Source organism: Streptomyces sp. NPDC107528, assembly GCF_055639295.1.
On record NZ_JBVKAV010000005.1, the window covers coordinates 1 to 25,334 of the forward strand.

Consider the following 25,334-nt stretch of genomic DNA (forward strand, 5'->3'; position numbering starts at 1 on the left):
CAAACAACAAACGGGATCTAGCCCCCGACTCGAGTGCCCTCCTTCGTGCCCGATAAGGGACACCCCCCAGCCGGTCCTTGCCTCCGCCGCCGCGAGACACGGCGGCGGACGCACGGCAGCGACCGGAGGCTGTTACCGGGTGATGTTCTTGATCGGGAGCTCCTTGGTCGCACCCGATATGTAGTAGTCCTTGGGCGCCGAGAAGAGCACGAACTCGTTGTCGTAGCCGCGGACCGTGGTGTTGATCGTGAAGTTGCCGGCGGCGTCGGTGGTGGCCTGCGCCTGGTACTCGTTCTCGTAGTACTGCCGCAGGAACACCCGGGTGCCCTCGACCGGCCCGTGCCCGGCGGGCCAGGTGACCCTGCCGGTGACGGTCAGGCGCATACCGGCGCGCACGATGATGTTGCTGACCCGGTGGCTCAGGGAGCTCGCGACGGGCTGGACGCTCACCTCCGCGTCCGCGAACGCCATCTGGCCGTCGGTGGGGTCGTCCGTGTCGTACATGGCACGGAACATCACCTCGTGGCGGGGGTCGAGGTAGTGGCTGGGCTGGGCGTCCCAGCGGTCCGCCGGCACGTCCTCCAGTTTGAAGCGTCCCTCGGAGTCGGTACGGACGGTGCCCAGGCTGCGGGTCTCCCATTCCGTCGGGTCGATGGGGTCGCCCCACGGGTTCCAGGTCTTGAACAGGACGGACTGCTCGAGCTGGACCGGATGGTTCGCGGCGGGTTTCCCGTCCGGACCGGTCAGGGTCCCGGTCAGGTCGACCGTGCGGTGGTCGAAGTCGGTGGTGTCGGTGCTGGTGGTGAGGGTCACCGTGTAGTCCCGGTCCGCCGAGTGGGCGGACGGGACGACCACCGCGCTCGCGAGCAGGGTGAGGGCCGCCACGGCGATCGGTCGGGCGGCTGTTAAGCGCATACGCACGTGAACTCCGTTGTGGTGAGGCGTGATGTCGTGCCGGGAGCATGCGGGGGTGTGCCGGCATGGGTGTGACATCCGGGACGTCACCGGTGGTTGTACGGCATTTCAGATATGCACCGCTCGTGCACCCGGTGTTCGGTGGCAGGTCACCTACTGGTTCCTTTGCGCCTCGTGCTCCATGAGCTGGCCCGGTCGTTCGTGGGCGGTCAGGGTGTGCAGTGCGGCCCGGTCCAGCGGCTTGTGCACCTCGACGTACTCGCCGTGCGGAAGACGCCTGATCACACCGGTCGCCCGGCCGTGCAACACCCGCTCCCTGTCCTGGAGTTGGAGCCCCAGGCAGATGCGCCGGGTGACGATGAACACGAGCACCGGGACGGTCAGCGCAGCGATGCGGACCGCCCAGGTCACCGCGTTGATCGACAGATGGAGCCGGGTCGCCACGATGTCGTTGCCGCCGCCGGCCAGGAGGATCAGATAGAGGCTGATCCAGGCCGCGCCGATGCCGGTGCGGACGGGGCGGTTGCGGGGGCGGTCGAGGAGGTGGTGCTCGCGCCTGTCGCCGGTGATCCAGGCCTCCAGGAAGGGATACACGCCGATGAAGACGAGCAGCAGCGGGAAGACCACGACCGGGATCAGCACTCCGAGGACGAGCGTGTGGCCTCCAAGGGTGATCTCCCAGCCCGGCATGATGCGGACCAGCCCCTCCGCGAAGCCCAGATACCAGTCGGGCTGGGCGCCCGTGGAGACCTGGTCCGCGCGGTAAGGGCCGTACGACCAGACCGGGTTGATCGACGCCACCGCCGCGATCAGAGTGAGGGCGCCGAAGACCAGGAAGAAGAAACCGCCCGCCTTCGCCAGGTACACCGGCATGAACGGGGCGCCGACGACGTTGCGTTCGCTGCGTCCGGGACCCGCGAACTGTGTGTGCTTGTGGTACACGACCAGCAGCACGTGCGCCACGACCAGCGCCGCCATGATGCCGGGGATCACCAGGATGTGCAGCGAGTAGAAGCGGGCGACGACGTCATGGCCCGGGAACTCCCCGCCGAACACGAACATCGACAGATAGGTCCCGACGATCGGGACGGACAACAGCGCCCCGTTGACGAACCGCAGGCCCGTCCCCGACAGCAGGTCGTCCGGCAGCGAGTAGCCGAACAGGCCCTCGAACAGGCCCAGGAACAGCAGGGTCCAGCCGAGCAGCCAGTTGATCTCCCGCGGCTTGCGGAACGACCCCGTGAAGAAGTGCCGCATCATGTGCGTGATCATCCCGGCGACGAAGACCAGCGCCGCCCAGTGGTGCAGCTGCCGCATCAGCAGCCCGCCCCGCACGTCGAAGCTGATGTCCAGCGTGGAGGCGTACGCCTCGGACATGCGGACGCCGTTCAGCGGTAGGTAACTGCCGTGGTATGTCACCTCGTTCATCGACGGATGGAAGAAGAAGGTGAGGTACACGCCCGTCAGGATCAGGACGACGAAGCTGTACAGGCAGATCTCGCCGAGCAGGAAGGACCAGTGGTCGGGGAAGACCTTCCGCAGGTACTTCCGGCCGAGCGAGTGGATGCCGAGCCGCCCGTCGAACCAGTCCGCCACCCGCTCACCCCGGCCCGCGGGCAGCTCCCGGGCGCTCACGCCTCCTCCCGGCGCACGTGGGTCAGCTTGTCGGGGTTGCTGATGACGTAGACACCGGACACCCGGTCGCCGTCCGGCGTGAGATCCAGGACCAGGACGGCGTACGGCTCCTCGCCCTGGAACAGCACCACGGCGTCGTCGCCGTTGACGCGCCGACAGCCCAGCCGCAGCCCTCCCGCGCCGCCCTTCCTCGCGTACGAGCCGAAGAACCGGAGCGCCTTGTCCCTGCCGTGCACGGGACGCAGTGCCGCCGGCTTCCGCTTGCCGCCGGCGTCCGTCCACACCGTCACGTCCGGCGCGAGGATCTCCATCAGCGCGGCGATGTCCCCGCCCACCGCGGCCCGCACGAACCGCTCCGTCACCTCCCGCCGCACCCGTGGATGCGCCTCGTACAGCGGCCGCCGCGCATGCACATGCCCCCGCGCGCGATGCGCCAGCTGCCGTACGGCCGCCGGGCTGCGGTCGATGATCTGCGCGATCTCCGTGTGCGGGTACCCGAACACCTCGTGCAGCACGAAGACCGCGCGTTCCAGCGGCGTCAGCGACTCAAGGACGACCAGCATCGCCAGCGACACGGACTCGGTGCGCAGGGCCGGATCGTCGGCCGCGTCGTCCTCGCCGTCCGCGACCAGCGGCTCGGGCAGCCACGGGCCGACGTACGTCTCCCGGCGGCGGCTGATCGCGGCCCGCCGGGTCAGCGCGTGGTTGACGGCGATCCGCACGAGATAAGCCCGCGGATTGCCGACCCCGACGAGCGGCGCGCCCTCGTTGCGCGCCGTCCACGACAGCCAGGTCTCCTGCAGTACGTCCTCGGTGTCGGCGACGCTGCCGAGCATGTTGTAGACGACGCCGAACATCAGCTCGCGATGCTCGACGAAGACGCCGGTCGCGTCGTCGGTTACGGGTATGGGGGTGTCGGACATGCGTGGGCCTCCCAGTGCGCGCTCACTACTGCGAGGTCCGCCAGGGGCCGGAATGTGACATCCCACCGAGGAATGTGACCCACGTCTCGGCCTCGCGGCGGTACGCGCCTGCCCACCCGGGCGTCCCGACCCCGTCTGGTACCGGCATGGATCACGCTTGACCTGCGGGTATTTACGCGTAAGTACCCGAGCGGTACCGTGAAGGCATGCCAGCTCTGAATGTGGAGTTCAGCGACCGCGAGCTAGAGGACCTGCGGCAGATCGCCAAGGAACGCGGTACGTCGATGAAGGCGCTCGTACGGGAGGCCGCCGCGGCCGACATAGCGCGGCACCGGGCGCTGCAGGAGGGCGCCGAGGCGTTCCGCCGGTTCTTCGCGTCGCACGCCGACGAATTCGCGGCCGCCTTCCCCGACGACGAACCGTCCGCCAAGGGCGAGGGGCGGGCTGCCTGACTCATGGCACCCCCCGTCATTCACATCGACGTGCCCTGGCTGCTCCAGCGTCACGAAGAGGTCCTGCCCGACCAGCCCACGGTCAACGACTTCTCCGCGCTCGTCGCCGCCGTCGCCCGCCATCGCGTGGATCCGCCCCGCCTGGGCATCGACTCCGACCCGGCCTGGCGGGCCGCAGCCCTGCTGCACACCCTTGCCCTGCTCAAGCCGCTCCCCTCGGCCAACGCCCGCTTCGCCTGCGCGTCCGCGGTGGCGTACATGTTCGTCAGCGGCGTCGGCATCGACCCGCCCTACGGCGCCCTCGTCGACCTCGCACGTGACCTCATCTCCGGCAAGACCGACGTGTACGGCGCCGCCGACCGGCTGCGCTCCTGGCAGATCTGAGGCCTGCCGACCGGTCCCCGTTCTCCCCGCCGCCGGGGGCCGCCGACCGAGGGCGGGAGGAACGGGGTCGGCGGCCCGTTGCGCGCAGGAGTGCCGCCGTCCCGCGCGGGGCCTTCCGAGAGGCCGCTCCCAGTGGACTACGCCGACGTGCGCGCCGGGGAGCGCGCGTGGTGCTCCGGCGCGTGCGGGAGATTCACACGGGGCGCATGGAATGTCGAAAGCTCACGCAGGGGTGGCCAGTTGTCGCCGTTTCTGACTTTCTTTCAAAGGGGCGGATGTTGCCCGAGTGTCTTGTTGGCCATCCGTGCGCTGTGCGAGGGTGAACCACCCGTGGGGGGTGGAAAAGGCCGGAGCTCAAACGTTCCGTGGGGAACCGGAGCGGATGGGCTTAGGTGAATTCCTGCTCCCCGCGCCCATGCCGAAGAGGTACACACCAAGTCGCTCGGGCCTTTTCGGCGATCAGAACCTCTGCGTCATGAGCGTGGGAAGGAAACGTTCAGTGCCCACCCCCCACCCCCCTCGTCCTCCTTACCCGCCGCCCGGCGGGGTTCCGGAGGAATCCGACGAAGGTCTTGCCGGCCGGCTCCGGGGCCGTCCGGACGGCGAGGCCGCTCCCTCCGTCGCGCTGCTGATGGCGCGGCACTGGCAACCGGCCCACGAGTACGCGGTGATCTGCCTCGCCTCCCCCGGGACCGCCGCCGACATGGTCACCGCCGCCGCCTTCCACCAGGTCCTCGACCGCCTGACGCTTGGCGAGCCGGCCACCGCCCTTCGACCCAGGCTCCTCGTCGCCGTCCGGGACGCGGTGCGGCAGTGGTCGGCGGACGAGCGAATAGCGAGCGTTCTGCCGGAGCTGGGGAAACCAGCGGGCGGGCGCGGTATGCGTACCGCGAAGTCCATGACGCCCGAAAATCGGAAACTCGCCGATCGGTCATTCCAGGCACTTCCGGGACTTGCCCGTTGTCTGCTCTGGCATACCGAGGTGGAGGCCGAGCCGGTAAGCGTGCCCGCCGGCCTGTTGGGCATGGATGCCGTTACCGCCTCGGTCGCCCTCGAACAAGCGCGTGATAAATTCCGCGAAGGTTGTGTACATGCTCATCGGGAACTCGCGCCGACGAAGGATTGCCGGTTCTACAACCGCCTCCTTGACGTCCCGATTCGCCGGGGCGGCGCCTTGCTGCCGGATGTGCAGCAGCATCTGACGGAGTGCCGTTACTGCCGTGACGCCGCCGAACAACTGAGCCATTTCGAGGGCGGGCTGGGCGTACTCATCGCCGAGGCGGTACTCGGCTGGGGCGCACGCCGCTATCTCGACACCAGACCGGGGCGTACCAAGTCCGACGGACCCCGCCCACGCGGCTCCGCGCGGCACGGCGCCGGACGCCGTGGTCTGCTGTCGCGGATCCCCGCGCAGGTTCGCAGGCCGCCCGGCGCACCGCGTTCCTCGCGGACGCTGCTCACGGGAGTGGGCCTGGCCTCGGCCGGGCTGATCGCGATCATGCTCGCGGCGGGACTGCTGTCCGACGACGACGGGGTCGACCCGGCCGCATCCGCCACCGGCGGTGGCGCCGGATCCCAGCTGCCCCCGGCCGTGTCCTCCGCACCGCCCGGCACGGCGCAACTCCCCAACGCCCCGCGGCGGACCAGGTTGCGCAACGCCGACGCCGACCTGTGCCTCGACATCCGGGGCGAGCCGAAGGAAGGGGCGGGGACCAGGTTGGCCGAGTGCTCGGCCGACGACACCCAGCAGTGGTCGTACGAGAAGGACGGCAGGCTGCGCAGCGTGGTGGAACCCGATCTGTGCCTGGACTCGCACGTGGACGCCGGCGTGGTGATCCTGGGCAAGTGCGCCGACGAGGACTCCGAACGGGCCGACGACGTGCGCTACGACCTCACCGTGCGGGGCGAGTTGCTGCCCCGCTGGGACGAGCGGCTCGCCCTGGCCGCCACGACGGCGGACGCCGACGCCGAGATCGTCGTCAAGGTCCGCGAGGGCTCCGACACGCAGCGCTGGCTCACCGATCCGGCGACATCGGCGAGCCCCGGGTCGCTGTCGAGCGCGCAGGCCGAGACGCCCGGGGCGCGGTCGGTGCGGTTGGGGGAGGAGAGAGCGTAGGGCGGGGGCGGCTCGCGCCGAGCGCGCTCGGCGGCAGGGGCCGGCGGTTCTGACGGTCCCTGCGGTCGGGGCGCTCACCGCCGAAGCGGCTGGGGCCGCGGGGGGCCGGGCTGCGCCGCCGTGGCGGTGTGGGGCATGGGCCGCCACCGGTTTGGGGCCGGGTCGGGCCGAGGTCTGGACGGGTTGAGGTCCGGATGGGCGGGCGGGCTGGGTTGGGGCCGGGTCGGGGCGGGAGCCGGGGCGGTGGGACGCGTGGGGCGACGTGGCCTGAGCCGCCCCACCGCCGACCGCCCGGCCCGCCGCCGCACTGAGCGGAGAGGCGCCAGGCCCGGCTGCCAGGAGCAGGGCCGGCCCCAGCCACATCCCCGGGCTCCCACGCACCCGTGAACCCCCTAGTTCACGACATCCCGAGGCGCCCCGCCCGAGAGGAAGTCCGTCACGTTCTGGACGGCGGCCAGGGCGATGCGGACGAGGGTTTCGCGGGTGACGCCGCCGACGTGGGGGGACAGCACCACGTTCGGGGCGCGGAGCAGGCGCAGGGCCTGGGTGGGGGGTTCGGGGTCGAAGACGTCGATGCCCGCCCCGGCCACGGCGCCCTTCTCCAGTGCGTCCGCGAGGGCGTCCTGGTCGATCAGGGCGCCGCGCGCTGTGTTGATCACGAACGCCGTCGGCTTGAGCAGCGCCAGCCGCTCGGCGTTCAGCAGGAGCCTGGTCTCGTCGGTGAGCGGGGTGTGCAGGGAGACGTAGTCGGACGTGCGCAGCAGGTCGGCGAGCGGGACATGGCGGGCGCCGCCGAACTCGGCCTCCGTCTCGGGCGGCAGCCGTCGCCGTCCGGCGTAGACCACACTCATGTCGAACGCGGCGGCGCGGCGCGCGACTTGCCGGCCGATCTGGCCCAGGCCCACGATCCCGAGCGTCTTGCCGGACAGTTCGGTCAGCGAGTGCTGGAGCCGGGGGAGTGCCCAGTCGGCCTCGACGAGCGCGGTGTGGGCGGGAACGATCTGTTTGGCCAGCGCGAGCATGAGGGCGAAGGTCTGCTCCGCCACGTTCTGTGCCTCGGCGCCGCTGGAGCCGATGTTGCACACCCGCACTCCGCGCTCGCGCGCCGCCTCCGCATCGACGTAGTCGAAGCCGTGGCTCGCGCACTGCACGAGCTCCAACTCCGGTGCAGCTGCGAGGTGTTCGCCGGCCACCGGGGCGAGGGCGGTGATGACGACGTGCGCCGAGCGCAGCGCGGCCGGGTCCTCGCCGGCCGCCTCGACGACGGTGACGTTCGCGCCCTCGGGGAAGAGGGTGGCCAGTCCGGCTCCGATGTCCCGCCCGCCCACGTGCGGCGAGATGACGGCGAGGACGTTCTTCGTGGCGGTCATACGGATTCCTCGATGAGGTCGGCGGGGCCGATCGTGGCGGGGGTGGCGTGCCCGGACAGAGCGAGGGTGAGGTCGAGTTCGGCCAGCAGGCAGCGGATGACGTGCTCGACGCCCGCCTGTCCGTCGAGGCCGAGCCCGTACACGTACGGCCGTCCGACGAGTACCGCCCGCGCGCCGAGCGCGAGGGCCTTGAAGATGTCGTCGCCGGTGCGCACGCCGCTGTCGAACAGCACGGTCAGCCGGTCGCCGACCGCCGCCACCACCCGGGGGAGAGCGTCGGCCGCCCCGACGGAGCCGGCGACCTGGCGGCCGCCGTGGTTGGAGACGACGACGCCGTCCATCCCGGCGTCGGCCGCCGCGCGGGCGTCGTCCGGGTGCACCACGCCCTTCAGGACGATCGGGCCGTCCCAGTTCTCCCGCAGGAACGCCAGGTCCGGCCAGGTCTTCGCGGGGTCCGAGAACATGCCGACGAAGTGCATGACGGCCGCGTTCGGATCCTCGTGCACGGGCTTGGCCAGGCCCGCCTGGAAGGCCGGGTCGGAGAAGTAGTTGGCGGTCCCCACGCCATGCAGGAACGGCAGATATGCCTGGTCGAGGTCGCGCGGTCGCCAGGCCAGCATCGGCGTGTCCAGGGTGACGACCAGGGCGGTGAAGCCGGCCGCCTTCGCCCGGTTCAGGAAACTCCGGGCCACCTCCGGGTCCTTCGGCCAGTACAGCTGGAACCAGCGTTCGGCGTCCCCCATCGCCTCCGCGACCTGCTCCATCGGGGTGCTGGACGCCGAGGACAGGGTGAACGGCACGCCCTGCGCGGCGGCTGCCCGCGCCGCCGCGCACTCGGCGTCCGGGTGCATGATCGACAGCACGCCGACCGGCGCCAGCGCCACCGGAGCGGGCAGGGCGCGGCCCAACACCTCCACGGACAGGTCCCGTTCGTGTACGTCCCGCAGCATGCGTGGCACTATCCGGCGCCGCCGCAGCGATGCCCGGTTGGCGCGGGCGGTGCTGCCGTCGCCCGCGCTGCCCGCCACATAGCCGACGGGACCGGGACCGAGGCGCTGCTCGGTCAGCTCCTCCAGCCGGGTCAGATCGGTGGGCAGCCGGGGTACGACGCCCGTCATGCCGTTCAGATAGATCTCGTACTGGAAGTCCGCCCAGTGCTTGCCCATGCGTAGGCCCCGCCTCTCGTCACTGAGAACGCGCTGTACGCCGACCATACCGACCGGTAGGCGGGGGAGTGGATCAGGGGCTCGCCACCGACTCGTGCAGGATGCGTGCCAGTTCGCGCGGCTGGGAGAACATCGGCCAGTGGCCGGTGTCCAGGGTCACGAGTTCCCAGCTGTCGCTCTTGAGGAGTTCGGCTGCGGCGGGCATCGGCTCGTCGCCGTCGAGCAGGCACTTGATGTAGAGGCCCGGAAGCTCACTCAGCGGGCGGGGCATGACCGCCGGTTCGGTCAGCGTGGCCCCCGGGTGCGGGCTGGCGCCCACGATGCGGGCGATCTGTCCGTCCGACAGGCCCTGGCCCGCGTAGTCGTCCGCTGCGAGCGGTGGCCAGACGCCGCCGTTGTCCTCGATCGCCGCCCGCACCTCGTCGCTCGGCCAGCCCGACAGGAACGACTCCCCGTCGACCGCGGCATTGGCGTCGACCAGCACCACATGCCTCAGCCGGTCCCCGATCCGCTCGGCCGCCTGCCCGACCGGCACCCCGGCATAGCTGTGTCCGACGAGGACGACGTCCCGCAGACCGAGGCGCTCGACCTCCGCCACGATGTCCTGGACGTGGGTCCGCTGCCCGGCGGTGAGACCTGCCTTCTCGGCGAGGCCGGACAGCGTCAGCGGATGGGCGTCGTGCCCGGCCGCGCGCAACTCGCCCGCCACCTCGTCCCACGCCCACGCACCGAGCCACGCCCCCGCCACCAACACGAAATGAGTCATGCCCGCAACGTAGTCGACGGGTCTGACAATGCCCCGTCGTCGCCCGAAGCGCCCGGCCCCGTGATCGGCGGCACGGGAACCTCGACGGTACGGGCCAGTCGCGCACCCTCGGGGCCGTAGACCGCCCGCGGCTCGGGGAACAGCCGCAGCAGCGTCAGGAACAGGACGGCGGCGACTGCCAGCGACAACGGCAGGCCGATGTCCACCCCGTTCGCGAGATCGCCCAGCGGTCCGACGAACTGGCCCGGGATGTTGGTGAACAGCACGCCCAGCAGCGCCGCCACCCACCACGCGCTCATGCCGCGCCAGTTCCAGCCGTGCGCGAACCAGTAACGGCCGCCGCGCTGACGGCGGTTGAAGACCTGAAGGGCGTCGGGGTCGTACCAGCCGCGCCGGGTCCAGTAGCCCAGCATCATCACGACCATCCACGGCGTGGTGCAGGTGATGATCATGGTGGCGAAGGTCGAGATCGACTGGACCAGGTTCAGTCCGAACCGCCCGATGAAGATGAACACGATCGACAACGCGCCGACCAGCAGCGTCGCCTGCACCCGCGAGAGGCGCGGGAACACCGAGGAGAAGTCGAGCCCGGTCCCGTACAGCGCGGTCGTGCCCGTCGCCATGCCGCCGATCAGCGCCAGGAGACACACCGGCAGGAAGTACCAGCCCGGCGAGATCGCCAGCAGGCCACCCACGAAGTCGGGGGCGCCCGGGTCGACGTACTCAGGGACCTTCGTGGCGATGATGCTCGCCGTCGCCAGGCCGAACACGAACGGCAGCAGCGTCGCGATCTGCGACAGGAACGCGGCGCCCATCACCTTGCGGCGCGGGGTGCTCGCAGGGATGTAGCGCGACCAGTCGCCCAGGAACGCCCCGAAGGAGACGGGGTTGGACAGCACGATCAGAGCCGCGCCGATGAAGGACGGCCAGAACAGCGACCGGGTCGCCGCGTCCGCGGAGCCGGTGAAGACGCCTGTGTACGACGGGTCGAAGTCACCGGCGAACGCGACCACACCGAGCAGGAACAGCACGCTCGCCGCGGGCACGGCGACCTTGTTGACGAACAGCATGAAGCGGAATCCGTACACGCACACCGCGAGAACCAGCCCCGCGAACAGGGCGTACGCGACGACGTACGACAGGTCGCCGCGCGGCAGGCCGAAGAGCCGGTGCGCGCCGCCGACCAGGGCGTCACCCGAGCTCCACACCGAGATGGAGAAGAACGCGACGGCCGTCAGCAGGGACAGGAACGAGCCGACCACGCGGCCGTGCACACCGAGGTGCGCGGAGGACGAGACCGCGTTGTTGGTGCCGTTGACCGGTCCGAACACGGCCATGGGGCACAGGATCAGCGCACCCGCGACGACCCCGAGGAGTGTGGCCGCGAGGCCCTGCCAGAAGGAGAGGCCGAACAGGATCGGGAAGGCGCCGAGGACACAGGTGGAGAAGGTGTTGGCGCCGCCGAAGGCGAGGCGGAACAGGTCCAGCGGGGAGGCGCTGCGTTCGGCGTCGGGGATGCGGTCGACGCCGTGGGCCTCGACCTCCGTCAAGGACGGGGCGGGGGAGGGGGGTCGGGCCGGTGAGGCCGCTGGGAACTGTGGGGGCAAGGGAGGGCTCCAGCGTGGGCGGGGCGGTGGAGCGCGTTGTGGCGCGGCGGGACCGACGGCCGGTGCCGGCCGCTGCCGCTGGGGTGTGCGGGCAGCGCGGACGCCGTCCTCTCGGGGGTCTGCAGACGGTAAGGCGGTCCGCCGGAGCTGCACCAGAGGACGGTTCATCCACCTTCGGTGCCGTGCCTGGACGAAACCTCCATCAGTCGCCGTCCTCGGGTGCCTCCTCCGCGTCCGTGTCCGATGCGTCCGGCCCCTGTGCCCGCACCCGCTGGACGTTCTCCAGTGACTCACGCAGTTCGGTGAGCCAGTCGTCCGTGTGCCGCTGGACGAGGCGTACGCACCAGGCGAGGGCGTCGCTGCGGCTGCGGGCGACGCCGCCGGCGATCAGGGTGTCGAGGACCTGGCGCTCGGGCTGCCGGAGCCGCGTCATCACGGGGGCGGCGATGTGCGTGAACATAGCGCGCTCACCGTCGCACTCCACGCCCCAGGAAACCTTTCTGCGGAATCGGTGCTCCGCCTCGCGTGCCACCTCGATCCGGGTCTCCCGGGTGCGCTCCCGGAACTCCTGGATGCGGCCCTCCACGGCTGCCTCCCGCTCGGCTGCCGAGCCACCCTCGGCCAGGTGAGGTGCGGGAATGCGGCCGATCACGGTGATCTCCTCGCGGTCGACCGTGACCTCGGTCAGCTCCTCGAAGAGGTCGTCGGGCAGGCGGCCGGCGAACCAGCCGCGCAGTTTCTCTCGTTGCTCGCTGGTACTCATGTAATCACGATTACTCGGCTCGACCGTGAACGCAAGGGGCGCCGGGGCGTGTCAGCCGAGGGCTCAACCGGAATGTTTCAGGCCTATTAATGAGCGTGCGAGATCCGGCCACTCGGCGACTTGGAACGATCAAGAACCGCCAGGTTTCGGCGTTGGAACGTTCGAACTCCGTTACTTCACGCCACTGTTTCAATACGCAAGGTTACTGAAACTCGTGGTGTCGATGTGAGTTTCGGCGCCGGACTCGGCAGACTCCCGCTCGTCGCTTCGGCACCGATCGCGCCGGAGTCGTCACACCCTGTAACTCAAGCGGAAGGATGCACACAATGCGGAACACCGCGCGCTGGGCAGCGACCCTCGCTCTCACGGCCACCGCCGTCTGCGGACCCCTCACCGGATCCGCCCTGGCTGCCCCGGACCCTGCGCCCGCCTCCCTGTACGCCCCCTCGGCCCTGGTGCTCACCCTGGCCCACGGCGATGACGCCACCATGACGACGCCGGTGCGTGCCGTCACCCTGAGCTGCGCCCCGACCTCCTCCGGCACACATCCCGACGCCGCCTCGGCGTGCGGTGAACTGCGCAGTGTGGGCGGGAACTTCGACGCCCTCGGGAGTAGAGACGGGGTGTTGTGTACCAAGCAGTACGACCCTGTGCTCGTCACGGTCGACGGGGTCTGGCAGGGCCAGCGCGTCTCCTATCAGCGCACCTTCGCAAACGAGTGCGTGAAGAGCTCCTACGGGACCAGCCTCTTCGCGTTCTAGGGGACCGGGATCGCACGGCCTCGTGCAGTTCGGCAGCGGCTCGCGGATGGGGAGTGTGAGCCTGCCGAAGGGGCCCCGGCGATCTCGCACCGGGGGTCGGCCGGGCGGAGTGGGGCCGCCCGGTCGGCACCTCGGATTTTTTCCGAACGACCGACTTCCCGGGGGATACGGGTGACCGTCGCCGTGGGGGCATACGGATCACCCGTCTTCCCCGGGGACCCCCTCTCTGCCGGGGATCCCCTCTTCGCCGGGGATCCCCGGCAGCAGCGCAAACCGGTCCAGCAGGCCGGCGCCGCGCAACAGCCGCCGTATACGCGGCGCGTCCGATACGACCCGCAGGCGTCCGCCGCGGTACCTGGCGCGCGTTTCGGCCCGGCACAGGACACGCAGTCCCGAGCAGTCGAAGAAGTCGACCCGCCGCAGATCGACCAGCACATCCGACTCCGGTCGCGCCGTCGCCTCGTCCAGGTGCTCGGTGACCAGGGCCGCCGTCACCAGATCGATCTCCCCCGCCACCTCGACCACGGTGAACGGGCCGTGTCTGCGGGTGCGGGCATGGGTGTTCGCCGTGGGCGGCACGGACCGGGGCAAGCCCGCGGCCGGACCCTCGGTCGGATGGGAGGCGCGGTCGTCGGCGTCCGGCGTCATGTCCGCTCCACCTCGGCAAGGGCGCACTGATCACGGTAGTTACCCGGGGTCGAGCGTGAGCATCCCTACGGCACCGCGCGCAAGACGTGGTTCACTCGACTTCTGAATTTCGTCCAAGACGGTTGACTTCGCGTGTGCGGGCTCAGCGCTCCCTGGTCCGGTCGCGATGGCTGGTATCGCACCACGGGTAGCGGCGGCTGCGCCGGCAGGTGCACAGGGCCACGCGGAAGCGGTCGGAGGAGACGATCGTGCCGTCCTCCAGCTCCACCTCTACCGGGCCCTCCACCAGGAGAGGACCTTGGCGCTGGACCTTGATCCGGCGCGGCTCGTCAGACCGGGAGTTCGGCACGGACCACCACCAGCTCTTCCCTCTGATCCGGGGCGGACAGCAGGCCGTGCTGCCGCAGCCAGCCCTCCCGCGTGCGCAGCACCGGGCCGAACGGGACGACGCGACGCCGGGTCACGGAAGCCTTCAACCCTGCGTCGCGCAGATGCGACACGGTCCGCCCGGGGGAGCTGAGCGCGGAGTGCACCACCAGGAGGACCCCGCCCGGACGCAACAGGGCGGGCGCCTCCAGACAGATCCGGTCGAGGACGAGCCGCCCGTCCCGGCCCGCGTCCCACGCCCGCGCCGCACCGTGCGGTGCGCGGCCCGTGTCGGGTGCGGGGACGTACGGCGGATTGGCCAGGATGAGATCGAAGGACTGCCCGCGCACCGGCGTGAAGAGGTTGCCGTGCAGGATGCGGACATGGAGACGGGCCATCCAGGCGTTCAGCTGCGCCGTGCAGACCGCCCGCCATGACACGTCCACCGCGGTCACCCGCGTGCCGCGCCGCGCCGCCTCGATCGCCAACGCGCCCGAACCTGTCCCCACGTCGAGGACGTCCGCGCCGTCCGGCAGCGGTTCGTCGAGCAGGGCGTCGACGAGCAGATCAGTGTCTTCCTGAGGGGGGTACACACCCGGCGGCACAAGTGGCTTCACGACGCCCGGGTACCCCGGCATTCAGGAAATAAGGGAGATCCCGGACCGTTGGTGGTGATCGCGGAGCGACGATCGTCCCGCACGCCAGGCGCCGAGCAGCTGCTCGGCGAAGCGGTCCTCCAGGTGGCCGGTGACGTCGATGCCGAAGGCGACGTCGGGGGCGAGGTGCGGCTCCTCGGCGAGCAGACCTGCGATGACGTCCTGGCGCACGACCTGTTCGTGCACCGCGTCCGCCTCGACGTGCTCGTCGTAGAAGTGCTCGGCGGCGGGCCCGGCGCCCGTGCGGCGCATCGCCTCCGCCAGCCGCCGGGACGCCGGCGACGAGGTGATCTCGACGGCCGCGAAATGACCGACGAGCGCTCCGCGCAGTGCCCGGTGCAGTCCGAGCAGGGACATCAGGTTGACCGTGGCCAGGGCTGGTGCGGTCGCCTCGTCGACATACCGGCCGTACGTCGTGTCCAGGCCGAGGTCCGCCATCAGGTCGGCGAACAGGCGTGCGTGGACGCGGTCGGCGCGGCCGCCGCCGTACTCGTCGAACTCCACCGCCGCCATGCCGGCCTTTGCCCTGCCCCACAGCCGGGGCAGCACCCAGGCGTGCGGGTCCGCCTCCTTGAGGTGGTACAGGGACCGCTGGGTCACGTATTCGCGCACATGCCACAACTCGCCCTCGGCGCAGAGGTAGTGGCTGACGCCGGTGCCCTCGACGGGTTCGACGAGGAGGTCGGCCAGCGCGTCCTCGACGCTGTCGTGGGCGTCGGTGTCCGCGCGCAGGGCGGTCAGGAAGCGGTGCTCCAGCGCGGCGCGGACACGCAGCAGCTCGGGGTCCCACTCGAGGTGCTCGGGCACGCCGGCGAAACCGCGGTAGTGCAGCTCGTAGCAGAGGTAGAGGGCCAGCTGGAGATCGTCGCCGTAGACGTCCCCGCGTGCGACGTCCAGGCGCCGGGGCGGTGGCCCGTCACCCCGCAGATACTCCTGCACGGCGGCGGAAACGCCGCCTCGCGCGGACGGCAGCCGGGGCCCCTCGCCGCCGCCTGCCCTGTGGACGTCGTGTGCCATGGCCGCCGAGTACCCGTTGGGTGCAGGGCCACCCGTACGGCCAGCCGTCCTGTGACTGCTTGCTGCCTTCGGGCACGGGTGTCTGTGCCTCACTCGTCGCGTTCAGCTGGTCGCGGGTGCGATCCGTAGGGGCACCGGGTCGGCGCGGGCGTCCTCCTCCTCGAGGCGGGACACCTCCGCCCACCAGGACGCGCCGTCCTCGATGTGCCGCAGCATGATTCCCTCGCGGATCGCCCACGGGCAGACGGTGACCGTTCTGAGGCCGGTCAGCTTCATCGCCGTGTGCGCCACGACCGCGCCGGCCAGGCTCTGTTCGGCGCGCGGCGCGGAGATGCCGGGGAGCAGGGCGCGTTCGGTGGTGGGCAGCGCGGCCAGGCGGCCGACGGCCTCGCGCAGGGCGGAGCGCTCCAACCGCCGTTCCACAAACGGCCCGTGGCGCCCGGGTGCCGCCCCGCACAGGCGGCCGAGCTGCTGGAACGTGCGCGAGGTGACCGCCGCCGTGCGAGGTCCCTCCCAGCGGATCCGGGCCGCGACGTCCCGCAGTTGATGGCGGACCTTGCGGCGCAGCGCCCGTACCTGTGCCGCCGTCGGAGGGTCCTCGCCGGTGAAGAACTCATGGGTCAGCCGGGCCGCACCCAGCGGCAGTGACGCCACGAAGTCGGGCAACCGGCCGCGCCCGAAGGCCACTTCGAGTGAGCCGCCGCCGATGTCCAGCAGCGCGAGCGGCCCCGACCGCCAGCCCATCCACCGTCGCGCGCCGAGAAACGTGAGCTCGGCCTCCAGCTCGCCGGGCAGCGTGCACAGGCTCACCCCGGTCCGCGTCCGCACCGTACGCAGTACCTCCTGTCGGTTCGGGGAGGCACGCACCACGGCGGTCGCGAAGGCCAAGGGAGCGGTCGCGCCCCATCTGTGGGCGGTGCGCTGCGCCGCCGCGACGGCGTCGACCAATCGCTCGACGCACTCCTCGGGGATGGCCTCCCCGGGCCTGACCTGCTCCGACAGCCTCAGTCGCCACTTGGCGGTGTGCACCGGCAGCGGCACCCCGTCCGCCGCGTCGGCCACTACCAGCCGCACCGTCTTCGACCCCACGTCCACCACACTGATTCGCATGAATGCGGAAGTACCCGTTTCCTCGTGCAAGCAACGGGGTCAGCCACTGTGCGCCGTCGCCAATGACACAAGCGCCGCACTCCGGAGCCTGTGTATTCCTTGACTGGAATATAACCGCCGAGGCATATTGAATCCATGGCCGACGCCTCGCTCTGGACCGCCCTCGCCGATCCGCACCGACGGGCCATCGTCGCGCTGCTCCTGGAGCGGTCCCGGCCCGTCGGCGAGATCGTGGAGGCATGCGGGCTGAGCCAGCCGAGCACCTCCAAGCACCTGAAGGTGCTCAGGGAGGCGGGCCTGGTGCAGGTCAGACAGGACGCGCAGCGCCGCGTCTACGCACTGGATCCCGCGCCCATCGCCGAGCTCGACGCCTGGCTGGCCCCGTATCGAAAGCTGTGGAACACCAGCCTGGACAGGCTGGGCCGCCGCCTCGACCAGACGTCGGTCGACTCCGAGGAACCCACCACGAAGGACTGATCCACCATGACCGCCGACCTCACCGGCACCTATCTGACCCTGGACGACGGCCGCCCGGCCGTCCGCTTCAGCCGCACCTACGCCCATCACGTCGAGCGCGTCTGGCAGTTCGTGACCGATGCCGACGAACTCGCCCACTGGTTCCCCTCGCGCGCCGAGATCGAGCTGCGCCCCGGCGGCACCGTCAAGTTCAGCGGCGACCCGAACATGGAGGACTCCACGGGCCGGGTGATCGCCGTCGACGCGCCCCGGCACCTGTCCTTCGAGTGGGGCGGCGACGAGGTCCACTTCGACCTGGAGGCCCTGGACGAGGGGCGCACCCGCTTCACGCTCACCAACGTCCTGGTCGCCGAGAACACCGCCGCCCGCAACGGCGCCGGCTGGGAGGTCTGCCTGGCCGCCCTCGACGCGCATGCGCGCGGGGTCCGTTTCGAGGGACCGCACGCCGGGGCCGGTGCGCCCTGGAAGGAGTTCTACGACGGCTATGTGGCCGCAGGTCTGCCCTCCGGCGCTCCGGTCCCGGGCCTGGACGCCTGAGCGCGATCAGCTCGTCGTGTTCGTCGTGGCAGGCGCGCAACTGCTCCCGGCGCTCGGGATTCTCAGCTCCGTGAGGTAGTCGTCCACGGCGTGACGGGTGCAGTCGCTGCGGCCGTAGACACTGTGTCCGGCGCCTTCGTACGGCAGCAGGACGGTCGTCCCGCGGGTCTGGCGGTGCACGTTGGCCGCCCACGAGAAGTGGTTCGCCGGGTCGTGCCGCGCATGCAGCATGAGGATCCTGGGCGCGTCGGTGATGCGCAGGCGGTGCTGCGGGTTGTTCACCTCGTCGGGCCAGCCGATGCAGCCGGCCACCGCGGGATGCACGCGTGGTGTGCCGCGCATGTGCGGTGCGGCCCGCATCTCGGCCCGGGTCAGCCTGGCGTACTCCGGGTAGTCCTTCGCGCGCAAGCGCCAGTCCTGGCAGAAGACCGCGTAGAAGGGCTCCGCTTCAGTCTGCTCGTCCGCTCCCTGCGGGGGCGACGGCCGGACCTGCCGAGGCTGCACGGGTCGCTGCCGCTCGGGCGGCTCCTGCGCGTCGAGGCCCGCCACATAGGTGGCCAATTCCTCCCGGTCCGGGCCGTAGAACATCCTGAAGACGTCGAACGTGATCTCGTGCGCGGTCAAAACCCGGTCGGGATGCTCCGGATCGCGGATCTCCCCCCGGTCCGCCCGGGCGAGCAGTCCGTCCCACACGGCCGTGACGTCACGGCCGTGCAGGGCGCAGGAGCCGGTGCGGTCGCACCACTTCACGAACTCCTGGAACGAGTCCTCGGCGGCGGCAGCGGAGGAGACCAGGAACTCCCGGGCGCCGAGGCTGTGGTCGATGTTCGCGGTGAGCGCCATGGACCGGATCCGGTCGCCGTATTCCTCCGCGTACTGCTCGCCGATCAAGGTGCCATAGGAGTGGCCGAAGTAGTTGATCTTCTTCTCGCCGAGCGCCCCGCGCAGCGCGTCCATGTCCCGCACGACGCTCAACGTGTCCGCGTGGTCGAAGAGCGGACCGGTGTGCCGCCGGCAGTCCTCGCGCAACGCGCGGTTGTGATCGGCGAGCCGATCGAACTCCGCCTGGTTGCGGGGGTAGACCGACGGCTGTCGGCGCAGCAGTTCGGTGGAGCACATCACCGGGTGGCTGCGGCCGACGCCCCGCGGGTCGAACCCGACGACGTCGAACCTCTCCTGGATGCCCGGACTGAAGTGGGACTTGGCGTCGTCCAGGGCGAAGTCCACACCCGAAGCGCCCGGTCCACCCGGGTTGACCAGCAGCACACCGATCCGGCGAGCCGGATCGGTGGCCTTGCGACGGGCCACCGCGAGATCGAACGTCTCGCCCGACGGCCGGGCCCAGTCGACCGGCAGGCGCAAGGTGCCGCATTCCGCCGTGGCGTCCTCGGGACACGGTTTCCAGTCGATCGCCTGCTGCTTCGTCGACTCTGTGCCCGGCGGGTCGGACTGCGCCGCCGCCACGCTCGGCGTCGACGCTCCGGTGAGCGATCCGGCGAGTAGTCCGACGGCGAGCACTCCGGTGAGCCCTCTGATTCGTGGGTGCATGAAGTCCTTCCAAAGGTCCTGCGAACGGATCACGGGAATGCCCGCATGATCGAACGTGGCAGTGATCCACTCGGGGTCACAACCGTTCAGGACAGGAATCAGGGAAGGCACCGGGTCGTGGTCGGGGTCGTGTGGGGGAGATGCCTCAGGGGTTGTCGACCGAACCCCTGAGACCGCCCCGGACTTGCCACGGCTCCGGCCCGACCCACGGATCACGCCATCTGGCGCCGAACCAGCTCGTGCAGCCGCCCGTGCGTGTCCGCCAGCAGCTGTGCGGGCGGGCCCTGCTGGGCGACCTTGCCGTCCTCCATCACGATCACGCGGTCGGCGTCCAGCACCGTGGACAGACGGTGCGCGATGACGATGCGGGTGGCGTTGAGGGCCTTGGTGCTCTCGATGACCGTGCGCTGCGTCTCGTTGTCGAGGGCGCTGGTCGCCTCGTCGAAGAAGAGGATGCGCGGGCGGCGGATCAAGGCCTGGGCGATCATCAGACGCTGCCGCTGCCCGCCGGAGATAGCGCCGCTGCCCGACACGATGGTGTGCAGCCCCATCGGCATCCGCCTGATGTCCTCCGCGAGCCCCGCCATCTCGGCCGCCGCCATCGCCTCCTCCGGCGTGTACGGCTCCGTACCGCAGATGACGTCGAGGATGGACCCGGTGAACGGCTGCGCGTGCTGGAGCACGACCCCGCACTGTCGTCGTACGGCGGACTGGTCGAGCGCCGCCAGGTCCTGACCGTCGTACAGCACACTGCCCGAGACCGGCTTGTCGAAGCCGATCAGCAGCCTGAGCAGCGTCGACTTGCCGCAACCGCTGGGGCCGACGATCGCCACGAACTCGCCCGACCGCACGTCGAACGAGACGTCGTCGAGGACGAGCGGGCCGTCGTCCGAGTACCGGAAGGACAGGCGGCGCGCCTCGATCGCACCGGTCAGCGGCCCCGGCCGGGTGCTCGCCGTGCGCACCTCGGGCGTGGCCTCCAGCACTGGCTTGATCTCCTCGAACAGCGGCAGCGCGGCCACCGCCGAGACGAACGCTCCGGTCAGCTGGGTGACCGAGGTCAGCAGCATCGTCACAGAGGTGCTGAAGGTGAGGAACGCCGCCGCCGACATCGAGCCGCGCGCCGGACCGGCGAGCAGCATGAACATCAGCAGCGTGCACAGCGGCAGATACACCGCACCCAGCACCGTGGTGAGGTTCTTGATCCGCCCCACCTTCTGCTGGAGCTCCCGGCTGCGCGCGAACTGGTCCGCCCACGCCCCGTAGGCGTAGTTCTCGGCCGCCGCGACCCGCAGCTTGGGCAGCCCGCGCAGCGTCTGGAACGCCTGGTTGTTCAGCTTGTTGCTCAGCACCACCAGCCGCCGCTGCCAGCGCACCTGCCACAGCCCGAGCCCCAGGAACACCCCCGCGATGACGACGAGCATGCCGATCGCCGCCAGCGCCATCGGCACGCTGTACCAGAACAGCAGCGACAGGTTCATCGCGCCGACCGTCACCGACTGCGCGACGACCGGGCCGACCCCGGCCATCAGACGGCGGATCGAGCTGATGCCCATGGCCTGGCTCGCCAGCTCACCGGTCGAGCGCTCGGTGAAGAACTTCGTCGGCAGCCGCAGCAGCCGGTCCCACAGGGCCGGTTGAAGCGTCGCCTCGATACGGCCCTCCAAGCGCAGGATCGTCATGTTCTGCAACAGCATGAACGCCGCGGCCACGACACTGCTGATCATCACGGCCAGACAGAACTGCACGATCAGCTCGGTCTGGGCCTTCGGCACGAACTCGCCGAGCACCTTGCCCGTCGCGACCGGCACCAGCGCACCGATCGCGACCGTGACCAGGCCGCTGATCAGCAGGTTCGTCAGATCGCCGCGCGTGCCCCGCATGCTGAACCGCAGCAGCCGCAGCGGGCTCAACGCGCGATCGGGCAGCGGCCGGTAGAACATCACCGCACGCGGCTCGAACTCCTCCGCGTTGGCCTTCTCGATCGGCGTCTCACGGCCGGTCGCCGGATGCACGGCGACATAGCCGCCGCGCCGCCACAGCAGCGCCACCGGCGCACCCGACAGCGCCCGGTGACCCACCAGCGGCCCCACGTTGTCCCGCCACCAGGGTCCGTCCAGCCGTACGGCCCGGGTGCGCACGCGCGACGCGATGGCCACGCGCTCGACCGGGTCGAGCCGGTCGCTCTCGGTGCCGCTCTGCGCGGGCTCGGCCAGCGTGATCCCGGCCGCCCGCGCGACCAGCTTGCAGGCCGCGTAGCTGGCGTCCGCGTCGGCGGCCGTCGTGCGCTTGTCGCTGCGCTTGCCGATGGATGCCAGCAGCGTCCGGTCGGCCTGGACGCGCACCGCCTCGCCGGCCTTGATGCCCTCCGCCGTGCGCGACTCGTGGGTGCGCTCCAGTTGCTCGATCCAGCGGTCCAGCGTGGTCAGCAGGCGGTACTGCTGGTCGACCATGGACTGCCAGACCGCCGGGTCCATCAGCAGATCGGCGGCGGCCTCGGCGCCGTACAGCGAGCCGTACTGCACACTGCCCGGCGGCACCTGCATCCAGAAGACGTCGTCGTCGGTGACCTCGGCCGCCCGTTCGGTGGCCATGGGTGCCTGGAAGAGGACGGTGAGGCTGCGGCCGACGCCGAGTGCGAGGGCGTACTCCAGCGGGCTCGTCTGCGGCGGGACGTACTGCGGGTTGCCGTACTCGTCGTAGGACCAGGTCTGCGTGTTCGCGGGCTGGTACAGCTCGCGCAGTCCGATCCGGTGCACGACGCAGTCCCTGAGCGGGCGGGCCACCAGGGTGTGCTGCGGTCCCGGGACCGGCCCGAGCAGCAGGGAGCCTGCCTCCAGGCGGCCGAGGTGGTGCCAGTGGCCCTGCTGCCCGGCGTCGACCGCGAACAGGTCGACGGCGCCGGACGCGACCAGCCACAGCACCTGCGGGCCTTCGAGGTCGAGTCGGTTGTGCCCGGCGCAGTCGATGCGCGTGCCCATCTGCCCGAGCGCGTTGAGAACGAGGTCTCCCTCGTGGACGGCAGTCATCTCACCGCTCCTTGACCAGTGCCGCGTACGCGCCACCGCGTGCCACCAGGTCCTCGTGGCGGCCGCGTTCCACGATCGTGCCGTGCTGGAGTACGACGATCTCGTCGCTGTCGCGCACGGTGCTGAGCCGGTGCGCGATCACCACACAGGCACAGCCGCGCTTGCGCAGGTTGTCCATCACGATCTGCTCGGTCTCGGCGTCCAGCGCGCTCGTCACCTCGTCCAGCACCAGGATGCTCGGCCTGCGCACCAGCGCCCGTGCGATCTCCAGGCGCTGGCGCTGCCCGCCGGAGAAGTTGCGGCCGTCCTGCTCGACCCTGCTCCGGATGCCGCCCGGGCGGCGCATGACCACGTCGTACAACGCCGCGTCGCGAAGAGCGTCCACCACCGCCTCGTCGGGGATCGAGGGGTCCCACAGCGCCACGTTGTCGCGGACCGTGCCCTCGAACAGGAAGACCTCCTGGTCGACGAAGGAGACGGAGGCCGCGAGCGCGCCGCGCGGGATGTCCTCGATGCGCTGGTCGTCGATGCGGATGACGCCCTCCCACGGGGCGTACAGACCCGATATGAGGCGGGACACCGTCGACTTGCCGCTGCCGGAGCCGCCGACCAGGGCCACCTGCCGGCCGGGGCCGACGGTCAGGTCGAAGCCGGTGAGCAGAGGCTTGTCGAGCGGGCTGTAGCCGAAGGTGATGTTCTGCAGCTCGACGTGGCCGTGCAGCCGGCGTGTCGAATCGCCCGCGCCGGGGCGGCCGTAGAGCGGGTCCGCCTCGAAGTTCTCCACGTCCTTGAGGCGGGCCACGTCGGCGGCGAAGTCCTGGATGCGGCCCGCGACGCCGTTCAGGCGGGTGATCGGGGCGGTGAAGCGGGTGACCAGGGCCTGGAAGGCGACCAGCAGACCCACGGATATGCCCCCCTCGATCGCCCGCATACCGCCGATCCAGAGGATGAGCGCGCTGTTGAGTGTGGCGAGCGTGGGGGCCACCACCCCCAGCCAGGCACTCGGCACCCCGAGGCGCTGCTGCTCCTCCAGCGTGGTGGCGTGCTGTCCGGCCCACTTGCGGAAGTAGCCGTCCTCGCCGCCGGTCGCCTTCATCGTCTCGATCAGCTGAAGGCCGGTGTACGCGGTGTTGGTGAGGCGGGCGCTGTCGGCGCGCAGCTTCGCCGTACGGGTCGCGCGCAGGCGGATGACGACGCGCATGGCGACGACGTTCAGGAGGGCGACGCCGATGCCGACGAAGGTGAGCTGGGGGTCGTAGGTATAGAGGAGGATCGCGTAGAGGACGACGACCACCGCGTCCACGCCCGCCGCCGCGAGGTCACGTGCCAGCGTCTCGGACACCGCGTCGTTCGACTGGAGCCGCTGCACCAGGTCGGCCGGGCTGCGCTGGGAGAAGAACGTCACCGGCAGCCGCAGCAGATGGCGCAGGAAGCGGGCGCTGGAGAGGGTGGAGGAGATGATCCGGCCGCGCAGCAGGTTCGCCTGTTGCAGCCAGGTCAGCACCACGGTGAGCGCGACACAGGTCCCCATCGACGCGAACAGCACGCCCAGCAGGGAGGTCTGGCCGCCGATGAGGAACATGTCGATGTAGGTGCGGCTCAGCGCGGGCACCGCCGCGCCGACCACGACCAGGAGGAGGCTCGCCAGCACCGCGGCGGGCATGGTGCCCGCGGTGCCGCGCAGCCGCGCCGGCATCGCGCCGAGCACGCCCGGCTTGCGCCCGCCCTTGCTGAAGCTCTCGCCGGGCTCCATGACCAGGACGACACCGGTGAAGCTGCCGTCGAAGTCCTCCATCGGCACGAAGCGGCGGCCCTTGGCGGGATCGTTGATGTAGACGCCCCGGCGGCCGAAGCGGCGGCCCATGCCGTCGTAGACGACGTAGTGGTTGAACTCCCAGAACAGGATGGCCGGCGTCTTCACCTCGGCGAGGGCGGCCGTGTCCATCTGCATGCCCTTGGCCGTCAGCCCGTAGCTGCGGGCGGCCTTCAGGAGGTTGCTGGCGCGCGACCCGTCGCGGGAGACACCGCACGCTATGCGCAGTTCCTCCAGCGGGACATGGCGGCCGTAGTGGCCCAGCACCATCGCGAGGGAGGCGGCGCCGCACTCCACGGCCTCCATCTGGAGCACGGTGGGCGTGCGGACGGTCTTCGACTTCCCCTTGGGCACGGGGCGCTTCGGCGGTGCGGCGCGGCGCCTGCTGCGCGTCTCCTGTGCGGCGCTCACGGCAGCAGCCAATCGACGGGACGCTCGTCGGCCAGCCGGATCGAGGCGTCGGCCATGGTCATGGAGGTGAGGGAGAAGGGCGGGCCGTCCGCGGACGACCACTTGTAGCCGCTCTCGGTGCTCGACTTCTCGTCCAGTTTCACCAGTACGGCGACCGGCCTGCCGTCCTTGGTGAACTGCTCGCCGAGCTGGTTGTCCCCGAGGAACGCGGCGATCTGCTGCGCCGACTGCACGGCACGGTCGACCGACTTCACATGGCCGCGCAGGACGCCGTACTCCTGGGTGGGCACCGACTGGACGGTCAAGTCCACGGCAGCTTTGTCGGGGATGGACGCCGCGTTCTCGGCGGGAACGTACACCGTCGCGTACAGCGGGTCCTTGGTGTCGGCGACCTTCTCCACGGCGGCGACGTTCGCGCCGGTCTGGATGATCTGCCCGATGGTGGCGGCGAGCCCCGTGACCCGGCCCGCGGCGACCGTACGGACGACCGTCTCGCCCTCGGCCGTACGGACCTTCAGGACGGGGGACTTGGCGGGCAGCTGCTGGCCCTGCTTGGCCAGGACCGCGGTGACCTGCCCGGCGACCGGGCTCTGCAGGATGTAGCTGCCCTGCCCGTGGGTGAGGATGGCGGGCGCGCCGACGGTGGAGGCGACCGAGCCGGTCACCGCCCACACGGACGCGGCGGCCATGACGATGACGGTCACGGAGAGGACCAGCCAGCCCTGCGGGCGGGCGAAGCGCACCGGAAGATCGAGCTCCTCCGGTGACTGGAGCTTGGCGAGGGCCTGTTGGCGGAACTGCACGGAACTTTCCCTCACCTGAGGATGAGTGGAGACCGGCGCGCGTGGGCCGGTCGTGGTGCGG

23 protein-coding genes are annotated in these 25,334 nt (G+C 70.7%); 6 read left to right on the forward strand and 17 right to left on the reverse strand.

Annotated elements, in window-relative coordinates; translation table 11 throughout:
* Positions 1 to 132: 132 nt before the first annotated feature.
* The 3 genes from ACZ7L5_RS16960 to sigJ all read right to left on the reverse strand — a co-directional run bounded on the left by ACZ7L5_RS16960 (position 133) and on the right by sigJ (position 3,473).
* Positions 133 to 915: an acyl carrier protein gene (locus ACZ7L5_RS16960; RefSeq protein ID WP_471517381.1), complete on the reverse strand. Its 783-nt coding sequence runs from the start codon at positions 913 to 915 to the stop codon at positions 133 to 135.
* Positions 916 to 1,068: 153 nt separating this feature from the next.
* A complete protein-coding gene (qcrB, locus tag ACZ7L5_RS16965) occupies positions 1,069 to 2,550 on the reverse strand; it encodes a cytochrome bc1 complex cytochrome b subunit (protein ID WP_471517383.1) in 1,482 nt (493 codons plus the stop codon).
* Positions 2,547 to 3,473, reverse strand: coding sequence for an RNA polymerase sigma factor SigJ (gene sigJ, locus ACZ7L5_RS16970; RefSeq protein WP_471517384.1), 927 nt, complete (start codon positions 3,471 to 3,473; stop codon positions 2,547 to 2,549). Before sigJ ends, qcrB begins: the two co-directional genes overlap by 4 nt.
* Before the next feature lie 206 nt (positions 3,474 to 3,679).
* On the opposite strand from sigJ, the gene ACZ7L5_RS16975 reads away from it, so the two are divergent.
* The 3 genes from ACZ7L5_RS16975 to ACZ7L5_RS16985 all read left to right on the forward strand — a co-directional run bounded on the left by ACZ7L5_RS16975 (position 3,680) and on the right by ACZ7L5_RS16985 (position 6,425).
* Positions 3,680 to 3,925, forward strand: coding sequence for a hypothetical protein (locus tag ACZ7L5_RS16975; RefSeq protein ID WP_048578995.1), 246 nt, complete (start codon positions 3,680 to 3,682; stop codon positions 3,923 to 3,925).
* 3 nt (positions 3,926 to 3,928) lie between these two features.
* Positions 3,929 to 4,309, forward strand: a complete 381-nt coding sequence (locus tag ACZ7L5_RS16980; RefSeq protein ID WP_365059738.1) for a toxin Doc — start codon at positions 3,929 to 3,931, stop codon at positions 4,307 to 4,309.
* Between the two features lie 499 nt (positions 4,310 to 4,808).
* Positions 4,809 to 6,425, forward strand: coding sequence for an RICIN domain-containing protein (locus tag ACZ7L5_RS16985; RefSeq protein ID WP_471517385.1), 1,617 nt, complete (start codon positions 4,809 to 4,811; stop codon positions 6,423 to 6,425).
* A gap of 392 nt (positions 6,426 to 6,817) precedes the next feature.
* Here ACZ7L5_RS16985 and ACZ7L5_RS16990 read toward each other — a convergent pair whose 3' ends face one another.
* The 5 genes from ACZ7L5_RS16990 to ACZ7L5_RS17010 all read right to left on the reverse strand — a co-directional run bounded on the left by ACZ7L5_RS16990 (position 6,818) and on the right by ACZ7L5_RS17010 (position 12,097).
* The gene (locus ACZ7L5_RS16990; protein ID WP_471517386.1) at positions 6,818 to 7,795 is read right to left on the reverse strand and encodes a 2-hydroxyacid dehydrogenase; all 978 of its coding nucleotides are present in this window, start codon (positions 7,793 to 7,795) and stop codon (positions 6,818 to 6,820) included.
* On the reverse strand, positions 7,792 to 8,961 hold the full coding sequence (locus tag ACZ7L5_RS16995) for a lactate 2-monooxygenase (protein ID WP_471517387.1): 1,170 nt from the start codon (positions 8,959 to 8,961) through the stop codon (positions 7,792 to 7,794). The genes ACZ7L5_RS16990 and ACZ7L5_RS16995 overlap by 4 nt, the downstream gene beginning before the upstream one ends.
* Before the next feature lie 73 nt (positions 8,962 to 9,034).
* A complete protein-coding gene (locus tag ACZ7L5_RS17000; RefSeq protein WP_471517389.1) occupies positions 9,035 to 9,727 on the reverse strand; it encodes an alpha/beta fold hydrolase in 693 nt (230 codons plus the stop codon).
* Positions 9,724 to 11,334, reverse strand: a complete 1,611-nt coding sequence (locus ACZ7L5_RS17005) for a purine-cytosine permease family protein (RefSeq protein ID WP_471517390.1) — start codon at positions 11,332 to 11,334, stop codon at positions 9,724 to 9,726. Before ACZ7L5_RS17005 ends, ACZ7L5_RS17000 begins: the two co-directional genes overlap by 4 nt.
* A gap of 202 nt (positions 11,335 to 11,536) precedes the next feature.
* A complete protein-coding gene (locus ACZ7L5_RS17010; RefSeq protein WP_471517392.1) occupies positions 11,537 to 12,097 on the reverse strand; it encodes a hypothetical protein in 561 nt (186 codons plus the stop codon).
* Positions 12,098 to 12,423: 326 nt separating this feature from the next.
* Between ACZ7L5_RS17010 and ACZ7L5_RS17015 the strand changes: the two genes are divergently transcribed.
* Positions 12,424 to 12,858, forward strand: coding sequence for a protease inhibitor (locus ACZ7L5_RS17015; RefSeq protein ID WP_328877471.1), 435 nt, complete (start codon positions 12,424 to 12,426; stop codon positions 12,856 to 12,858).
* 198 nt (positions 12,859 to 13,056) lie between these two features.
* On the opposite strand, the gene ACZ7L5_RS17020 is transcribed toward ACZ7L5_RS17015, so the two are convergent.
* From ACZ7L5_RS17020 to ACZ7L5_RS17040, 5 genes are all read right to left on the reverse strand, one after another.
* Complete coding sequence (locus ACZ7L5_RS17020; RefSeq protein ID WP_471517393.1) at positions 13,057 to 13,506, reverse strand: STAS domain-containing protein; 450 nt, start codon at positions 13,504 to 13,506, stop codon at positions 13,057 to 13,059.
* 142 nt (positions 13,507 to 13,648) lie between these two features.
* On the reverse strand, positions 13,649 to 13,855 hold the full coding sequence (locus tag ACZ7L5_RS17025) for a CDGSH iron-sulfur domain-containing protein (RefSeq protein ID WP_328877469.1): 207 nt from the start codon (positions 13,853 to 13,855) through the stop codon (positions 13,649 to 13,651).
* A complete protein-coding gene (locus ACZ7L5_RS17030) occupies positions 13,836 to 14,510 on the reverse strand; it encodes a HemK2/MTQ2 family protein methyltransferase (RefSeq protein ID WP_471517394.1) in 675 nt (224 codons plus the stop codon). Before ACZ7L5_RS17030 ends, ACZ7L5_RS17025 begins: the two co-directional genes overlap by 20 nt.
* Positions 14,511 to 15,545 carry an iron-containing redox enzyme family protein gene (locus tag ACZ7L5_RS17035; protein ID WP_471517395.1) on the reverse strand — a complete coding sequence of 345 codons (1,035 nt, stop codon included), beginning with the start codon at positions 15,543 to 15,545 and terminating at the stop codon, positions 14,511 to 14,513. It lies immediately after the preceding gene.
* 102 nt (positions 15,546 to 15,647) lie between these two features.
* The gene (locus ACZ7L5_RS17040; protein WP_328877466.1) at positions 15,648 to 16,655 is read right to left on the reverse strand and encodes a Ppx/GppA family phosphatase; all 1,008 of its coding nucleotides are present in this window, start codon (positions 16,653 to 16,655) and stop codon (positions 15,648 to 15,650) included.
* Between the two features lie 135 nt (positions 16,656 to 16,790).
* On the opposite strand from ACZ7L5_RS17040, the gene ACZ7L5_RS17045 reads away from it, so the two are divergent.
* Together ACZ7L5_RS17045 and ACZ7L5_RS17050 are read left to right on the forward strand one after the other, a co-directional pair.
* Entirely contained in the window at positions 16,791 to 17,132 is a 342-nt protein-coding gene (locus tag ACZ7L5_RS17045) for an ArsR/SmtB family transcription factor (RefSeq protein WP_471517396.1), read from the forward strand.
* A 6-nt stretch (positions 17,133 to 17,138) separates the two neighbouring features.
* Positions 17,139 to 17,669 carry an SRPBCC family protein gene (locus ACZ7L5_RS17050; protein ID WP_471517397.1) on the forward strand — a complete coding sequence of 177 codons (531 nt, stop codon included), beginning with the start codon at positions 17,139 to 17,141 and terminating at the stop codon, positions 17,667 to 17,669.
* 6 nt (positions 17,670 to 17,675) lie between these two features.
* Here ACZ7L5_RS17050 and ACZ7L5_RS17055 read toward each other — a convergent pair whose 3' ends face one another.
* The 4 genes from ACZ7L5_RS17055 to ACZ7L5_RS17070 all read right to left on the reverse strand — a co-directional run bounded on the left by ACZ7L5_RS17055 (position 17,676) and on the right by ACZ7L5_RS17070 (position 25,273).
* Positions 17,676 to 19,217: an alpha/beta fold hydrolase gene (locus ACZ7L5_RS17055; protein ID WP_471517399.1), complete on the reverse strand. Its 1,542-nt coding sequence runs from the start codon at positions 19,215 to 19,217 to the stop codon at positions 17,676 to 17,678.
* Between the two features lie 212 nt (positions 19,218 to 19,429).
* Positions 19,430 to 22,246: an NHLP bacteriocin export ABC transporter permease/ATPase subunit gene (locus ACZ7L5_RS17060; protein ID WP_471517401.1), complete on the reverse strand. Its 2,817-nt coding sequence runs from the start codon at positions 22,244 to 22,246 to the stop codon at positions 19,430 to 19,432.
* A 1-nt stretch (position 22,247) separates the two neighbouring features.
* Positions 22,248 to 24,470, reverse strand: coding sequence for an NHLP family bacteriocin export ABC transporter peptidase/permease/ATPase subunit (locus tag ACZ7L5_RS17065; RefSeq protein ID WP_471517402.1), 2,223 nt, complete (start codon positions 24,468 to 24,470; stop codon positions 22,248 to 22,250).
* Positions 24,467 to 25,273 carry a hypothetical protein gene (locus ACZ7L5_RS17070; protein WP_471517403.1) on the reverse strand — a complete coding sequence of 269 codons (807 nt, stop codon included), beginning with the start codon at positions 25,271 to 25,273 and terminating at the stop codon, positions 24,467 to 24,469. Before ACZ7L5_RS17070 ends, ACZ7L5_RS17065 begins: the two co-directional genes overlap by 4 nt.
* Positions 25,274 to 25,334 lie beyond the last annotated feature (61 nt).

Bases quoted from the DNA above. Each gene is read 5' to 3' on its own strand.
- ACZ7L5_RS16960 (WP_471517381.1), bottom strand. From the start codon at position 915: ATGCGCTTAACAGCCGCCCGACCGATCGCCGTGGCGGCCCTCACCCTG.
- sigJ (WP_471517384.1), bottom strand. From the start codon at position 3,473: ATGTCCGACACCCCCATACCCGTAACCGACGACGCGACCGGCGTCTTC.
- ACZ7L5_RS16975 (WP_048578995.1), top strand. From the start codon at position 3,680: ATGCCAGCTCTGAATGTGGAGTTCAGCGACCGCGAGCTAGAGGACCTG.
- ACZ7L5_RS16980 (WP_365059738.1), top strand. From the start codon at position 3,929: ATGGCACCCCCCGTCATTCACATCGACGTGCCCTGGCTGCTCCAGCGT.
- ACZ7L5_RS16990 (WP_471517386.1), bottom strand. From the start codon at position 7,795: ATGACCGCCACGAAGAACGTCCTCGCCGTCATCTCGCCGCACGTGGGC.
- ACZ7L5_RS16995 (WP_471517387.1), bottom strand. From the start codon at position 8,961: ATGGGCAAGCACTGGGCGGACTTCCAGTACGAGATCTATCTGAACGGC.
- ACZ7L5_RS17000 (WP_471517389.1), bottom strand. From the start codon at position 9,727: ATGACTCATTTCGTGTTGGTGGCGGGGGCGTGGCTCGGTGCGTGGGCG.
- ACZ7L5_RS17010 (WP_471517392.1), bottom strand. From the start codon at position 12,097: ATGAGTACCAGCGAGCAACGAGAGAAACTGCGCGGCTGGTTCGCCGGC.
- ACZ7L5_RS17015 (WP_328877471.1), top strand. From the start codon at position 12,424: ATGCGGAACACCGCGCGCTGGGCAGCGACCCTCGCTCTCACGGCCACC.
- ACZ7L5_RS17020 (WP_471517393.1), bottom strand. From the start codon at position 13,506: ATGACGCCGGACGCCGACGACCGCGCCTCCCATCCGACCGAGGGTCCG.
- ACZ7L5_RS17030 (WP_471517394.1), bottom strand. From the start codon at position 14,510: ATGCCGGGGTACCCGGGCGTCGTGAAGCCACTTGTGCCGCCGGGTGTG.
- ACZ7L5_RS17035 (WP_471517395.1), bottom strand. From the start codon at position 15,545: ATGGCACACGACGTCCACAGGGCAGGCGGCGGCGAGGGGCCCCGGCTG.
- ACZ7L5_RS17040 (WP_328877466.1), bottom strand. From the start codon at position 16,655: ATGCGAATCAGTGTGGTGGACGTGGGGTCGAAGACGGTGCGGCTGGTA.
- ACZ7L5_RS17045 (WP_471517396.1), top strand. From the start codon at position 16,791: ATGGCCGACGCCTCGCTCTGGACCGCCCTCGCCGATCCGCACCGACGG.
- ACZ7L5_RS17050 (WP_471517397.1), top strand. From the start codon at position 17,139: ATGACCGCCGACCTCACCGGCACCTATCTGACCCTGGACGACGGCCGC.
- ACZ7L5_RS17055 (WP_471517399.1), bottom strand. From the start codon at position 19,217: ATGCACCCACGAATCAGAGGGCTCACCGGAGTGCTCGCCGTCGGACTA.
- ACZ7L5_RS17060 (WP_471517401.1), bottom strand. From the start codon at position 22,246: ATGACTGCCGTCCACGAGGGAGACCTCGTTCTCAACGCGCTCGGGCAG.